We start from the raw sequence: 15,092 nt of genomic DNA on the forward strand, positions 1-15,092 counted from the left end.
CGTGGCGGCTTCGCCGACGGCTGTGGCGGCGATTGTGGCGGCGAATGGGCCGGCGACTTTGCCGGCGGCCGCCGCCGTGAAGCCGGCCGGCTGTGCAGATGTGTGAGGGCGGTGGGCGGTGCGGACCGGCGGGCGGCGGACGCGTCGTTGCGGCCGTACCCCGGCCGCTGCCCTCACACCGTGGTCAGCGGCGCGGGGCAGCGATCGATTCCCGTCGGCGGACGGGCATCGGGATCCGGTGGACCGCCGGTTCGCGCTCGTCCGGCGACAACAGTAACGACACCGCCGTCCGGCCGAGCTCGTGGTGGGGCAGTGCGATGGAAGTGAGCGCCGGGCGCAGCCACGACGCCAGCTCGGAGTCGTCGAAGGAGACCACCGACAGGTCGCGGGGCACGGACATGCCGCAGTCGCCCGCCGCCTGGTAGACGCCGAACGCCAGCCGGTCGTTGCAGCAGACGACGGCCGTCGGCGGGGCCTCGGAATCCAGCAGCGAACGCGCAGCCCGGTAGCCGTGCTCGGGCGACGACCAGTCGCACTCGGACACACCGGAGAGTCTCACGCCGGCCGCCGACAGGGCTTCCTCGATGCCGCGCATCCGCTCCCGCCCCGCGTACACGCCGTCCGGGCTCCTCCTGGTGACCTGGCTGCCGCCCACGACGTGGACGCCGTCCCGGTGCCCGGCCTCCAGCAGCAGCTTCACGGCCTGCCTGCCGGCTTCCTCCTCGTCGGGTACGACGCAGGTGAACTCGCCTGTCTCGTCCAGGCAGTTGAGCAGCACCGACGGGTACGAACGCACCTGCTCGGAGGGCCGGTACGTGCGCGTCGACATGGCCGCGTGCACGAGCCCGTCGACCTGCCTGTCGAGCATGCCCTGCAGCAGCTTCCGCTCCGCCTCCGGATCGTCCCCGGACTCCGCGAAGTAGAGCAGGTGGTCCCGCTCCAGCGCCGCCTCCAGCGCCCCCTGGATCATCTCGCCCGCGTAATGCGTGCTGGCGACCCTGTCCGAGACCAGGCCGACCGTGTACGTCTTGCGTGTACGGAGGCTCTGCGCCGTGAGGTTGGGCCGGTAGCCCAGCTCCTGTGCCGCGCCCAGGATGCGCTGCCGTGCCTCGATGGAGATGCGCATGTCCTCTCGTCCGGAGAGCACGAAGGAGACGGTCGTACGCGAGACCCCCGCATGGCGCGCGACATCGGCCTGGGTGACGCGCGACGGCGACGGCGGCATGAACCCCTCCAGGTAACTCGATCTAGCTGAGCATCACCTGGAGTTCATGGAGGTGTCAACGGTTTTTCGGGGCGGCGAATCCGGCCCGGCGTCCGGTCCTGGTCGCGGATCGTGCCGGGGGTCTTGACACGGACGCTTCAGGGGCAACATCCTCCTGCTCACTCGATTTAACATCGCCGTTTCCCGCCGCCGCGGATCGAGCACCGTTTTCGGCCCGGTGGCGGTCGGCCTGCGCTCGCCCCGGCCGGGACGTGTGCGGGCCGGGGCGGACCGCCTGCGACCGCGCCGGTCGTGGCGGGACTGCGCCACAGCGAACCACACAAGCCCACAGCAGGCCACAGCCAAGAGGAGAACACGTGCGTGCCATTCCGCGACGACTGCTGTCATGCACCGCCGTCACCGCCGCACTCACGCTCGTCGGCGGCTGCGGCCTCGGTGCCACGAACGTCGAGAGCGCGACGGACGCCGGAGAACGCGGCCCCATCTCCTTCGTCACGAGCGACACCTCCGGCATCGTCCCGACGCTGATCAAGAGGTGGAACGACAAGCACCCTCGCGAGAAGGTCACCTTCATCGAGCTGCCCGAGGACGCCGACCAGCAGCGGCAGATGATGATCCAGAACGCGCAGCTGAAGACCGATACGTACACCGTGCTCAACCTCGACGTCGTGTGGACCTCCGAGTTCGCCGCGAACCGCTGGATCGACGAACTGCCCGCCGACTCCTTCCCGTTCGACAAGACTCTCGGCCCGATCAACGACACGGCGAAGTACCGCGGCAAGTGGTTCGCGATGCCGTACGCCTCCGACGGCGCGATGCTCTACTACCGCAAGGACCTGCTGGAGAAGGCCGGCGTGGAGGAGCCGCCGAAGACCTGGGACGAGATGCGCGAGATCTGCGACAAGGTCCTGGGCGAGCAGAAGTCCAAGATGTCCTGCTACGGCGGCCAGTTCGAGAAGTACGAGGGCCTGACCGTGAACTTCTCCGAGGCGATCAACTCCGCCGGCGGCCAGGTCACCGACGCCAAGGGCATACCGCACCTGGACACCCCCGAGGCCGAGCGCGGCATGGACAAGCTGGTCAAGAGCTTCAAGGACGGCACGATCCCCAAGGACGGCATCACGTTCATGGAGGAGCAGGGCAGGCGCGCCTTCGAGAAGGGCAATCTGCTCTTCTACCGCAACTGGCCCTACCAGTACGCGATCTCCGACAAGAAGGCCAAGAACAACGAGGTCGCGGGCAAGTTCGGCGTCGCGCCGATACCCGGCGAGAAGGGCCCGGGCGCCTCCTCCCTCGGCGGCCACAATCTCGCCCTGTCCTCCACGGCACGCAACAAGGCCACCGCGCTCGACTTCATGCGCTTCATGACGAACGAGGAGAGCTCCCGTCTGAAGCTCGAGAAGGCGTCCCTCGCGCCCGTCTACACCAAGCTCTACGACGAGCCGGAGTACGTGCGGAAGTTCCCGTATCTGCCGGTGCTGAAGAAGTCCATCTCCGGTGCCGAGCCGAGGCCACGCGTCGTGCAGTACGGAGACGCCACCAAGGCCGTACAGAACGCGGCGTACAACGCGCTCACAGGCAAGCAGAGTTCGGCGGCGGCGCTCCGCAACCTCCAGCGGCAGCTCCGTGAACTCGCGCCGTGACGTTTCCGCGAGGTCCGCGCAGTCCGCGCACCCCTCGCATGTCCCGCAGTCCCCGCGCTCCCCGGATGTCTCGCAGTCCCCGCGCCGGACTCCCGCTGCGGCGGCAGGCCGCAGCCGGCGCCGCCGGCCGAGAAAGGAAGAGAACGACCCATGTCGCTGACACCTCCATGGCGCCGCGGTAGCGGGCCCACCGCGCGCTCCAACCTGCACGGTGAGGGGCGCATGGCCGCCTTCCTCGTCTCACCGACGCTGCTCGTCCTCGGGCTCGTCATCGCCTATCCGGTGCTGTCGGCGGTCCATTCGTCCCTGTACAGCGTTCCGGACATCGATCCCGAGACCGGTTTCGTCGAGAAGGGCGACCCCTTCGTCGGCCTGGACAACTTCACGGCGATCTTCTCCGGAGCCGGCGACCGCTTCTGGAACGCATTCTGGAACACCTCGTTCCTGACCGGCACTTCGGTGATCCTGGAGACGGTCATCGGCCTGGCCATGGCGCTGATCATGCACCAGGGGCTGCGCGGACGGGCGTGGGTGCGGGCGAGCATCCTCGTCCCGTGGGCGATCCCGACGGCGATATCCGCGCTGCTGTGGCGCTGGATCTTCGACAGCGAGGGCATCGCCAACTCCATGCTGAACGCCAAGATCCTGTGGACCACCGAGGGCTTCCAGGCGCAGGTCGCGGTCATCATCGCCGAGGTGTGGAAGACGGCGCCCTTCGTCGGCATCCTCGTGCTCGCCGGGCTCCAGATCATCTCCAACGAGGTGTACGAGGCGGCTCGCGTCGACGGCGCGGGACCGATACGCCGCCTGTGGAGCATCACGCTGCCGCTGGTGAAGCCGGCGCTGCTGGTGGCGGTGCTCTTCCGGCTGCTGGACGCGCTGCGGATGTTCGACCTGCCCTACATCCTCATCGGCGCGGGCAAGCACTCCGTCGAGACGCTGTCGATGCTGGCCCAGGACGAGGCGTCCAACGTGCGGTTCGGGCCGGCGTCCGCGTACTCGGTGATCCTCTTCCTCTACGTGTTCCTGATCGCGTTCGCGTTCATCAAGCTCCTCGGCGCCGACCTGCTCGGCGCACGTGACGAGGCAGGCGGGGGGAAGGGCGCCCGCAAGCGCCGGAGCCGGGTGGCCGGCGACGACCGGAACCCGCAGAAGGAGGCCATCGCATGACCGGCACCACGCCCACGGCGACCACACAGACATCCCCGGAGGCCGCCGCCGGGACCGCGCCGGACGCCGCACCGCCCGGAGCCCCCGGCGGCACGGCCCGCAAGGCGCCGGGCACACCGTGGCGTACGGCGCTGCGCACCACGGGCATCGTGGCCGTGGCCGCCTGGTGTCTGGCGCCGTTCTACTGGATGCTCGTCTCCAGCCTGCGCCGCCCCTCGGACATCTTCGACATCTCGCTGTGGCCCGCGCCGGTGTCCTTCACCAACTACGCGAACGTGCTCGACCCTTCGCTGGGGTTCGTACGGTCGCTGGCCAACAGCTTCATCGTCGCCGGGACGACCACCGTGCTGGCGCTGATGGTCGCCGTCACCACCGCATACGCCCTGGCACGGCTCGACTTCCGATTCAAGCGGCTGGTGCTCACGGGCATCATCGCGACGTCGATGTTCCCGGTCGTCTCGATCACGATTCCGCTGCTGAAGCTCTTCGTCGGCATCGGATGGATCAACACCTACCAGGCCATGGTCGTCCCCAGCATGTCCTTCGCGCTGCCGCTCGCGGTGTGGAACCTGACGTCGTTCTTCCGTCAGATGCCCACGCAGCTGGAGGAGTCGGCGCGGGTCGACGGCTGCACCCGCGGCCAGGCCTTCCGCAAGGTGATCCTGCCGCTCGCGGCCCCGGGGCTGTTCACGACGGCGATCCTCACGTTCGTCATGGCGTGGAACGAGTTCCTGATCGCGGTGTCGATGGTCAACAAGGAGTCGATGCAGACTGCTCCGGTCCTGGTCTCGAAGTTCACGGGCGCCTCGCAGTTCGTGGCGCCGCACGGCAGCCAGATGGCCGCGGGCATCATCGTGACCGTGCCGCTGGTGATCCTCGTGCTCTTCTTCCAGCGCCGCATCGTCGCCGGTCTGACGGCGGGCGCGGTCAAGTAGCCGGAGTACGGCCCGAGTCGGGAGCCGGAACACGCACCTGGGGTGCGGGCGCGACGCCGCCCGCACCCCTGTGCCGTGACCGGCAGACGTCCGCCGGTCAAGGAGCGTCGCCGGTGCGCGCTGGGCACCCCCCTCGCTCCTCCCCCTCGCTCCTCCCCTCCCCGGCCTTCGTGTCCCCGGGGGGACCCCCATCCGCACGCGGGGAGCGGGCATCCCGGCCGAAGTCCCTGGGCCTGGCGCTCCGGGGCAGCGACCGTCATCGAGGCGCCGGGCGATCACCCTGCGGACGCTCGTCCCACCGCAACTCAGGCCCTTGTCCTGCTCGTCGGCCGTCATACGGCCGAGGGGTGCACGACGGAAGGCAAGATGCATGCCAGGCATCCGTGGCGTTCCCTGACACCCCTGCCGTGCGGCGGCGGGGGTACGAAGGGCCGGCTCGACCGGGCCAGGCTCAAGCCCCTCGGCAGCCGCGGTGCGGAGGGAGAACGGCAGAGCGGGACGTACGCGACGGCACACCCCGCGGCGGAGGCCCGGCCAGGCGGCACGAGCCACGCGGCACCGGCCGCCCGGCCTCCCGGCCGCCCGGTGACGGCAACGGGCCCGGCTGCCCCGCCCGTTCGCGAGGCACGCCCGCACCGCGCGCGCCAGGCGGGCGGGTCAGACGAGCGAAACCGCCGGTGAGGCGGCGAGCCTGAGCGGTGTCGCCGACGCGGGCCCCTTCACTCGGCCCCATGCGGCTCAGAAATCACCCCATCCGAAAAGCTGTCCTCTCCCTCGCGTCGCTCACGGCGCTCGCCACCCTCACCGGTACCGGCGCGGTCCCCGCACTCGCGGCGAGCGCCCCGGCGGCGGCGAGCGCCCCGGCGGCCACGGCGGCGACGGCGGCGTCCGGCTCCCAGGACCGTTCCGGTCGCTCCGACCCGGAACTGATGCGTGGCGACCCCCGGCGCTCCGGCGCCGAGATCTTCCGCGGCCAGGCCTTCGACACATGCCACACCCCCTCGTCCTCCGTCATGCGCGCCTGGGACGGCACGTCCCCGTTCGGTGCCGTCGGCGTCTACATCGGCGGCCGTGCCCGTGCCTGCCCGAACCAGCCGAATCTGACCAGCTCCTGGGTGCGTGCCGTCGACCGGATGGGCTGGAAGCTGCTGCCCCTGTACGTCGGCTCGCAGTCGCCCTGCGTCGAGTCGCGGAGCAAGCACCGGTACGCCATGAGCCACATCGCGCCCACACAGCGCGGCCTGCGCGAGGGGCGCGACGCCGTGGCGGCGGCGAAGAGGCTCGGGATGGCGAAGCACAGCGCGGTGTATCTCGACATGGAGCACTACGACAACTCCTCCACCCGCTGCGCCGCCACCACCCTCCGCTTCATCCAGGGCTGGAACCGCGCCGTGTCGGCCGCGGACTACTACCCCGGCTTCTACAGCAACTCCAACTCCGGCATCGAACACATGGAGGGCGCACGCAAGGCGGGCAGCAAGAACCTCCCGGAGGTGCTGTGGTTCGCGCGCTGGAGGACGGCGGCGTCGCTGAACAACGACAAGTACATCGCAAGGAGGGCGTGGCAGCCGCACCGCCGCATCCACCAGTACGACGGCGACGTGACGCGGACGTACGGCGGCCACCGCCTGAACATCGACCGCAACCTGATGGACGCCCCGGTCGCCGTGGTCCCCTGACGCCCCGCCCCCACTCCGGCCTGATTTCCCGTCACGGCTCAGGGGCGCGGGACCCGGACGCGCGCCCCTGAGGCACCCTGACCCCCGGAACGAGGGGGCTCCACCCTACGGAGGTGGGGAGCGCCCCATCTCTCCCCCCAGAGGGGGATACGCCTTCGCGACCTCTGGGCGATCCGCGGGCGGAGGCCCGCTCCTAGCGTTGAGCCATGACCACGCCTGGGACAGCCGGGAGCCCCCGGACCGCATCTCCGGCCGTGACTCCGCTGACGTTCACGTCGTACGTGCGGGCTCGCGGCCCGGTGCTGCTGCGCACCGCGCGCTCGCTCACCGCCAACCCCTGCGACGCCGAGGACCTGCTCCAGACGGCGCTCACCAAGACCTATCTGGCCTGGGAGCGCATCGAGGACCACCGCGCGCTCGACGGCTACGTACGCAAGGCGCTGCTGAACACGCGCACCTCGCAGTGGCGCAAGCGCCGGGTCGACGAGTTCGCGTGCGACGAGGTTCCCGAGCCGGAACCGCAGCAGGGGCCCGATCCCGCGGAGGCGCAGGCCGTCCGTGACGCACTGTGGCACGCGATACTCAAACTGCCCGCCCGGCAGCGGGCGATGGTCGTGCTCCGGTTCTACGAGGACCTGAGCGAGGCCCAGACCGCCGCCGTGCTGGGAGTCTCCGTCGGCACCGTCAAGAGCGCCGTCTCACGCGCGCTTGCGAAGCTCCGCGAGGACCCGCAGCTCGCGACGGACGTGCTGGGCGGTGAACCCCCGAGAACCGGGGAGCCGCGGGGGACCGGGGAACCCCCGTCACGGGCGCAGCTCGCGGAGGAGCCCGTGCCGGCGGCGGCAGCGGCGACGGCCGCGGCGGCCTGAGGCACCGCACGCCCGCCGGCGCCCACGGGCGGCCGCGCCATGGCCGTCCCAAGCCCGTCCGGTCCGGAAGATCTCGCCTCGGACTAGTGACGTACCGCGCGGTATGCGTCCAGAATCGCAGCACCAGTACCCGTCCGTAACTCGGGGAGGCACCCGGTGCTCAGCACAATGCAGGACGTACCTCTGCTCGTCTCGCGCATCCTGCGTCATGGCTCGACCGTTCATGCCGCATCACAGATCACGACCTGGACGGGGGACGGGGAGCCGAGGAGGCAGAGCTTCGGGGAGACGGGGGAGCGGGCGGCACGGTTCGCCCACGCGCTCCGGGACGAGCTGGGCGTCGTGCGCGACGACCGCATAGGCACCCTGATGTGGAACAACGCCGAGCACGTCGAGGCCTACTTCGCCGTCCCCTCCATGGGGGCGGTCCTGCACACCCTCAACCTGCGGCTTCCCACCGACCAGCTCGTATGGATCATCAACCACGCCGCGGACCGCGTCATCGTCGTCAACGGCTCGCTGCTGCCGCTGCTGGCACCGCTGCTGCCGTCCCTGGAATCGGTCGACCACGTCGTCGTGTCCGGACCGGGCGACACGTCGGTGCTGGAAGGGTGCAGCCAGTCCGTACACGACTACGAGCAGCTCCTCGAGGGCCGCCCCACCACCTACGACTGGCCCGAGCTGGACGAACGCGACGCCGCGGCCATGTGCTACACCTCCGGCACCACCGGCGACCCGAAGGGCGTCGCCTTCTCCCACCGCTCCATGTACCTGCACAGCATGCAGGTCAACATGACGCAGTCGATGGGGCTCACCGACGCCGACACCGCGCTGCCGGTCGTGCCCATGTTCCACGTCAACGCCTGGGGACTGCCCCACGCGACCTTCATGACCGGCGTGAACATGCTGATGCCCGACCGGTTCCTGCAGCCCGGACCGCTCGCCGAGATGATCGAGGCCGAGCGCCCCACGTACGCCGCCGCCGTGCCGACCATCTGGCAGGGCCTGCTGAGCGAACTCGCCGAGAAGCCGCGCGACATATCGAGCCTGGGCATGGTCACCATCGGCGGCTCCGCCTGCCCGCCCGCGATGATGCGGGCCTTCGAGGACGACTACGGCGTACGGGTCTGCCACGCGTGGGGCATGACGGAGACCTCGCCGCTGGGCAGCTTCGCCCATCCGCCGGCCGGACTCAGCGCCGAGGAGGAGTGGCCGTACCGGATCAGCCAGGGGCGCTTCCCCGCCTCCGTCGAGGCCAGGCTCGCCGCGCCGGACGGCACCTTCGCACCGTGGGACGGGGAGTCGGCCGGCGAGCTGGAGGTGCGCGGCCCGTGGGTCGCCCAGGCCTACTACGGCGGGGCGGACGGCGAACCCCTGCGCCCGGAGGACAAGTTCAGCCCCGACGGCTGGCTGCGTACCGGCGACGTCGGCGTGATCACCCCGAACGGCTATCTGACGCTCACCGACCGCGCCAAGGACGTCATCAAGTCCGGCGGCGAGTGGATCTCCTCCGTCGAGCTGGAGAACGCCCTCATGGCGCACGAGGCCGTCGCCGAGGCCGCGGTCGTGGCGGTGCCGGACGAGAAGTGGGGTGAGCGGCCGCTGGCCACCGTCGTCCTCAAGGAGGGCGCGGACCCCGTGGGTTACGAGGAGCTGCGCGCCTTCCTCAGCGAGCGCATCGCGCGCTGGCAGCTCCCGGAGCGGTGGGCGATCGTGCCCGCGGTGCCGAAGACGAGCGTGGGGAAGTTCGACAAGAAGGTGCTGCGCGGCCAGTACGCGGCGGGGGAGCTGGACGTCACGCGACTGTGAGACGGCGTCGGGCGGGCTCGGAGCGACATGGGGCCCGCCCGCCGTCCGGCACGAAGCGGTCGCCCGGACGACCTGCCCGGCGGTGCGTTCACGCGCTCAGCGCTCATGTGGTCAACGCGCGGAGATCATGGCGCAAGCGGGACGGATCAGTTGGTCCCGATCTTGGTCAGCAGATCGACGATGCGCCGCTGCACCTCGTCCGCCGTGGAACGCTCCGCGAGGAAGAGCACCGTCTCGCCCGTCGCCAGCCGCGGCAGGTCCGCCGGGTTCATGTCCGCCGAGGTGTAGATGACGAACGGGGTGCGGGTCAGCAGCCCGTTCACGCGCAGCCAGTCGATGATTCCGGTGCGCCGCGTGCGTACCTGCATCACGTCCATCACGACGAGGTTGGGCCGCATCTGCGCCGCCACGTTCACCGCCGCCTCGTCCGTCTGCGCGTGAGCGACCTGGATGCCGCGCCGCTCCAGGGACGCCGCCAGAGCGACCGCGATCGGCGGCCGCTCCTCGACGAGCAGCACACGCGGCGGATGCTGCTCGCTGTCGCGGGGCGCGAGCGCCTTGAGGAGTACGGCGGGGTCGGCGCCGTACGCCGCCTCGCGGGTCGCCTGCCCGAGCCCGGAGGTGACCATCACGGGCACCTCGGCGGCGACCGCCGCCGTACGCAGCGACTGCAGCGCGGTGCGGGTGATCGGCCCGGTGAGCGGGTCCACGAAGAGGGCGGCGGGATAGGCCGCGATCTGGGCGTCGACCTCCTCGCGGGAGTGCACGATGACGGGGCGATAGCCCTGCTCGGACAGCGCCCGCTGCGTGGCGGCGTCCGGTTCGGGCCACACCAGCAGCCGGCGCGGGTTGTCCAGCGGTTCCGGCGGCAGCTCGTCGTCGACGGCCTGCGGCGGCACGGGCACGCCGCGCCCGTCGCTCATCTCGACCGGGCTGTTCGGGCCGTCCAGCGGCTCCGGGCCTTCGGCCGTTCCCGCCGCGGGCGCTCCGATCGTGAACTCCCGGGCCGGGGGCGGATTCGCGGGACCGGCCTGCCCCGGCGCGTGCGCGGTGCGGCCCTGCGCCGGCTGCCCGGCGGCCTGCTTTCCGTGCGGCTGTCCTCCCCCCGGCTGAGCCGGTGCCGCCAGCTTGCGGCGGCGGCCGGAGCCGGGCGGCGTCGACGGGGTGGACGGTATGGCCGTCGCCGGCGCGGGGGCGTGCGCCTGCCGGGGGGAGGGCGTGGGCGCGTGGGCGACCTGGTGGCCGTACGACTGCGGCCCGCCTGCCCGCTGTTCCGTCATACCGGGCGTGACCGGGACGCCCTGGCCGAGGGTCTGCACGCGGTGCTGCCCGGTCTCGTACGAGGCCTGCTCCTCGGCGCTCGGAGCGCCGGGCATCGGCAGGCCGCGAGGCTGCGACACGTTCTGCGGCAGCGGGCCGCCGCCCAGGATGGGGCTGGCCGCGACCACCGAGTGCTCCACCGGCTGCGGCTCGGCCTCCTGCTCCGCCTCGGCCTCCTGCGCGGACGCGGGCTGCGGACCGGCGCCCTGACCTTGGGCTTGACCTTGGGCTTGAGCTGGGGCTTGGGACTGCTGGGCGGGTGCCTGCTCCGGCGGAAGCTGCTGCGGCATGCCGTTCTGCTGCCCGCCCGGCAGCTCCGCCCGGGCAGCGGCGTTCGCGCTGCTCGCACCGTTCTGCCCGGACTGCGGCGCGTTCCCGGACTGCGGGGCGTTCCCGGGCTGCGGCTGTCCGGGCGGTGCCGCGAACTGGACCCCCTGAGCCCCCTGAGCTCCCTGCGGGTTCGCGTCGCCCTCTGTCTGTGCCTGCGCGAGCCTGCGCGCCCTGCGGCCTCCGGGCTGTGCCGCGTCCGCACCCTCGTCGCCCTGTACGGGCTGCGCCTGTACGGGCTGCGCCTGGACGGGCTGTCCCTGCCCCTGTCCCTGTACGGGCCGGCGCCCCCGCCGTCCGGTGCCCGGCTGAGCCTGCTGCTGAGCCGGCAACTGCTGTGCGGCCGCGGCCTCTTCGGCCTCGGCGCCCTGCCCGTGACCTTCCACCTGTCCTTGCTCAGGCCCTTGTCCCTGACCGGGCCCCTGTCCCGCCGTGCCGTCCGCACCCGCCTGCGCCGGTGATGCGAGCGCCCGCCTCGACCGGCGCCCCGCGCCCGCCTGCTGCGGCACCGTCGCACCGGCAGCCTCTCCCGCGTCCGGTCCGGCCGGTCCGGACGGAGGCAGCTCCGTGACGGCTCCGCCCTGCGCCGCGGCGACCTGCTGGCTCTGCTGTGCCTGCTGCTGATCCTGCTGATGCGCCTCGGCCGGGCTGGGACGGCCACGGCGGCGGCCCGTCGGCACCGCCTGTCCCTCGTGGCCCCCGGCGGGCTGCCCCTGTGTGTGACGGGCCTGGAACTGGTCGGGGATGCCCGCGGCCGGAGCCGCCCCCGACACGTCACCCGTACCCGTCCACGCCCCGGCAGCCGAGGCCTGCGCACCCGCGGGCGCCTCCGTGCCGCGCACCGGCTGCGCCGGTACGGGCATCACCGTCGTCTCGTTCTCGCGTCCTTCGCGTCCCCGCTGGGCATGCCCCGTGCCGGCGCCCGTGCCGTCCGCGGCGCCCTGCCCCTGATCCTGGCCCTGCACCTGGCCGGACGTCCGGTCGTCGCCCGAGGCACCCGATGCCCCTGCGTCCACGCCGCTCCCGGCGCTGTCCGCCTTGAGCGGGACTTCCAGCACGTACGCGCTGCCGCCCGCGCCCGGCACCTCGTGCGTCTGCAGCACACCGCCGTGCCGCTCCACGGTGCCGCGGACGATCGGCAGATGTACGGGGTTGCCTCCGGCGTACGGGCCGCGCACCTCGATCCGTACGACCTCGCCGCGCTGCGCGGCGGCGACCACGATCGTCGTGTCGAGGCCCGGTGTCACCGCGGGCGCGTTGCCCGTCGCGTCCACGCCTGCCACGTCCGCGATCAGATGCGCCAGTGCCGTCGTCAGCCGCTCGCCGTCGACCTCAGCCTCGATCGGCGGCGCGTGCACCGCGAACTGCGCACGCCCGGGCCCGATCAGCTCCACCGCGCCCTCGACGCCGTTCGCGACCACGGAGTCGAGCGAGGTCATCTCGCGCCGCAGCTTCTCGCGGCCCGCGTCGAGGCGCTGGTATCCGAGCACGTTGTCGACGAGCGTCGTCATACGGGCGTAGCCGGCCGCCAGGTGGTGCAGGATCTGGTTGGCCTCGGGCCACAGCTGCCCCGCCGGGTCGGCGGCCAGCCCGGAGAGCTCGTCCCGCAGCTGGTCCAGCGGCCCTCGCAGCGAGTCCTGCAGCACGGCCAGCAGCTGGTCGTGCCGCCCGGCCAGCGCCTCCTGGGCACGGCGGTCGCTGAAGGTCACCACCGCGCCGACCAGCTGCTCGCCGTCGCGCACCGGTGCCGTCGTGATGTCGACGGGCACCGCCTGCCCGTCCTTCGCCCACAGCACGTGACCGGCGCGCACACGGTGCTTGCGGCCCGACTTGAGGGTGTCGCTGAGGGTGGTCTCCTCGTACGGGAGGGGGTTGCCGTCCGGGCGCGAGTGCAGCAGCAGCGAGTGCATCTCCTGGCCGCCCAGATCGCCGGCGCGGTAGCCGAGGATCTGCGCCGCCGCCGGGTTGACGAGGACGATCAGCCCTTCGGTGTCCACACCGATGACGCCCTCCGACGCGGCGCGCAGGATCATCTCGGTCTGGCGCTGCTGGCGGGCCAGTTCGGCCTCGGTGTCGAGAGTGCCCGTGAGATCGCGGACGACGAGCATCAGCAACTCGTCGCCCGTGTAGGAGTTGCCGCTGCCGGGACCGTGGTCGGCGAAGGCGGCTTCGAAGGCGGAGGCGTAGGGCGTACGCCCGTCCTCCAGGTTGGCGCTCGTGACCTCGACGTAGAACTCGCTGCCGTCGGTGCGCCTCGCGACCATGCGGGTCGGGCGCTGACGCTCCTCGAGCTCTGCGGCAGCCTCGTCCGGCCTGCGCATCGAACCCGGGATCCGCTTCGAATCGAACTCGGGCAGCAGATCGAGCAGCCCTCGTCCCACCAGTGCGGTGCCGGGGGCCTCGAAGGCTTCCAGCGCGATGGTGTTGGCGTTCACCACCGTGCCGTTGCAGTTGACCAGCAGCAACGCATCAGGCAACGCGTCGAGTATGGCGGCGAGACGAGCAGCGCCTCGGGATGGCCTGCTGCTCACGACGGATCTTCCTCCCTGCTGACCACGGTGCCGGTGACCGGTCGCCCGGTCCTCTGCGTCCGGTCACGGCTGCCAGTGTGCCGCCGACCCCGGGCGTGTCACCAGAGGGGAGTCTACGGGCAGGGGTCATGTACGCGGCCAGTGCTGTGCGGAGCGCACAAGAGAGGGGCGGGGCGCCGCGGCCCCGGGACTCCCGGGCCTGAGCCCGCTTCGCGACCGATACGGGGCCGGGTCCGGGTACGCACCGTGGACCCGGTCGGAGCCTGCGCTGGGGGCCTATATCACGTACCGGTCCCGGCACCGTGCGCCGGCCTCCCCGTCAACGCGCGGATCATTGCCGGTCATCGGCGGTCGGACCGTGAACCGCTTTGCCCGGCGACGCCGGAACCGAGTACGGTAGGGGCCGATTGGAGACAGCCCGTGAGGCTGTGCCATCATCAGCACGCACCCGCCCGTGAGGGCGCGAACCGTGCATGGAGGCTTCGCCTAGTCTGGTCTATGGCGCCGCACTGCTAATGCGGTTTCGGGGTAACCCCCTGATCGAGGGTTCAAATCCCTCAGCCTCCGCTTCCGGTCTCCAAGAGATCGCAGCCGATCTCTCCAAGATCGCTGAAACCCCGGCTCTCGTGGCCGGGGTTTCGTCGTCCGTACGGGCTGCCGGAGCCGGTGACCGGCGAGGACTTCCGCGGAGGGTCTCGCGGGACTTTTCGCAGCTCAGGGTAGGTGCGGGTAACGGATTTCGCCTCCGGGCGCCGTTCATGTAATGTTGTTCCCGCAACATCGCAGGGTTGATCAACAGCCCGCAAAACAAGCGCTCGTAGCTTAACGGATAGAGCATCTGACTACGGATCAGAAGGTTGCAGGTTCGAATCCTGCCGAGCGCGCACAGGTCAGAAACCCCCCGGGAATCCCGGGGGGTTTCTGCTTTGACCCTTGGCAGCAACCGCCGATGGTCGCGGTTCAGATGACTGTCAGGGCCGCGCCGGGCCATGACCCGGCTTCGCGAGGCTGAGACGGCCCTGTCCGAGGCGGACGGTCGGCGCGACGCGATCGGCGGTCACGGTGCAAGCGCGAATCAGTTCCATGTCGCGTACGTGCTCTACGAGTTCAAAGACCTTGAGGAGTCGATCGCGGCCATGCGCGAGTCGTTGCGGCCGCAGCCGAAGCAGGAGCGGCAGGGCGGCAAGGGCGCGTTCACTCGAACGCGGTTCTTGCACAGCGGCGGTTCGAGTTCGGGCACATGGACGCCGCGTGTGCGACATGAGGCTCGTTCCTGGACGACTCTTCTCGCCTGAGGCCCCGTTCTGTCTGCCGCGCTCGCCGAGACCTTCGCCGATCCTGTTCACAGCCGATCGGGGCACCAGAGGCCCGCAGTACCCGCACGGCCGATTTCAGGTCGCGCTGGGCGGCCCGCCGCGTGACGGTGAGAGGGCGGAGCAGGCCGTCGGCTCGGCTCTGCGGACCGTCGGCGGACAGCCCCGGCCGTGGGCGGGCTCTCGTGGGCACTCCCGGCTCATGACGAGAAGACGGCAGCTGAGCTGGGAAGGCAGGTCCCTGGATGGATGTCACGGCATTGCGGGGACG

Annotated in this window: 8 protein-coding genes, 2 tRNA genes and 1 pseudogene; 9 read left to right on the plus strand and 2 right to left on the minus strand. The window is 71.3% G+C overall.

Annotated elements, in window-relative coordinates; all coding sequences use genetic code 11:
- Window positions 1-184: 184 nt before the first annotated feature.
- Window positions 185-1,225: a LacI family DNA-binding transcriptional regulator gene (locus AN215_RS13045; RefSeq protein ID WP_070009267.1), complete on the minus strand. Its 1,041-nt coding sequence runs from the start codon at window positions 1,223-1,225 to the stop codon at window positions 185-187.
- Window positions 1,226-1,581: 356 nt separating this feature from the next.
- Between AN215_RS13045 and AN215_RS13050 the strand changes: the two genes are divergently transcribed.
- The 6 genes and pseudogenes from AN215_RS13050 to AN215_RS13075 all read left to right on the plus strand — a co-directional run bounded on the left by AN215_RS13050 (window position 1,582) and on the right by AN215_RS13075 (window position 9,330).
- Window positions 1,582-2,868, plus strand: a complete 1,287-nt coding sequence (locus AN215_RS13050; RefSeq protein WP_245694425.1) for an ABC transporter substrate-binding protein — start codon at window positions 1,582-1,584, stop codon at window positions 2,866-2,868.
- 150 nt (window positions 2,869-3,018) lie between these two features.
- Window positions 3,019-4,038 (plus strand): carbohydrate ABC transporter permease, encoded by a 1,020-nt coding sequence (locus AN215_RS13055; protein ID WP_070009268.1) that lies wholly within the window; start codon window positions 3,019-3,021, stop codon window positions 4,036-4,038.
- Window positions 4,035-4,973, plus strand: coding sequence for a carbohydrate ABC transporter permease (locus tag AN215_RS13060; RefSeq protein WP_079122939.1), 939 nt, complete (start codon window positions 4,035-4,037; stop codon window positions 4,971-4,973). Before AN215_RS13055 ends, AN215_RS13060 begins: the two co-directional genes overlap by 4 nt.
- A gap of 731 nt (window positions 4,974-5,704) precedes the next feature.
- Complete coding sequence (locus AN215_RS13065) at window positions 5,705-6,652, plus strand: glycoside hydrolase domain-containing protein (RefSeq protein ID WP_070009269.1); 948 nt, start codon at window positions 5,705-5,707, stop codon at window positions 6,650-6,652.
- A 206-nt stretch (window positions 6,653-6,858) separates the two neighbouring features.
- Window positions 6,859-7,392 (plus strand): annotated as a pseudogene (locus AN215_RS13070) (SigE family RNA polymerase sigma factor); the annotation flags it as partial.
- 285 nt (window positions 7,393-7,677) lie between these two features.
- On the plus strand, window positions 7,678-9,330 hold the full coding sequence (locus AN215_RS13075) for a long-chain fatty acid--CoA ligase (protein ID WP_070009270.1): 1,653 nt from the start codon (window positions 7,678-7,680) through the stop codon (window positions 9,328-9,330).
- 146 nt (window positions 9,331-9,476) lie between these two features.
- Here AN215_RS13075 and AN215_RS13080 read toward each other — a convergent pair whose 3' ends face one another.
- Entirely contained in the window at window positions 9,477-13,508 is a 4,032-nt protein-coding gene (locus tag AN215_RS13080) for a PAS domain-containing protein (protein ID WP_070031158.1), read from the minus strand.
- A gap of 475 nt (window positions 13,509-13,983) precedes the next feature.
- Here AN215_RS13080 and AN215_RS13085 point away from each other — a divergent pair.
- From AN215_RS13085 to AN215_RS13095, 3 genes are all read left to right on the plus strand, one after another.
- A tRNA-Ser gene (locus AN215_RS13085) sits at window positions 13,984-14,075 on the plus strand.
- Between the two features lie 244 nt (window positions 14,076-14,319).
- Window positions 14,320-14,392 (plus strand) — tRNA-Arg (locus tag AN215_RS13090).
- A gap of 105 nt (window positions 14,393-14,497) precedes the next feature.
- A complete protein-coding gene (locus tag AN215_RS13095; protein WP_070009271.1) occupies window positions 14,498-14,803 on the plus strand; it encodes a hypothetical protein in 306 nt (101 codons plus the stop codon).
- Window positions 14,804-15,092 lie beyond the last annotated feature (289 nt).

This window comes from Streptomyces abyssalis (assembly GCF_001751365.1).
In the GTDB taxonomy this organism is placed as follows: Bacteria; Actinomycetota; Actinomycetes; order Streptomycetales; family Streptomycetaceae; genus Streptomyces; species Streptomyces abyssalis.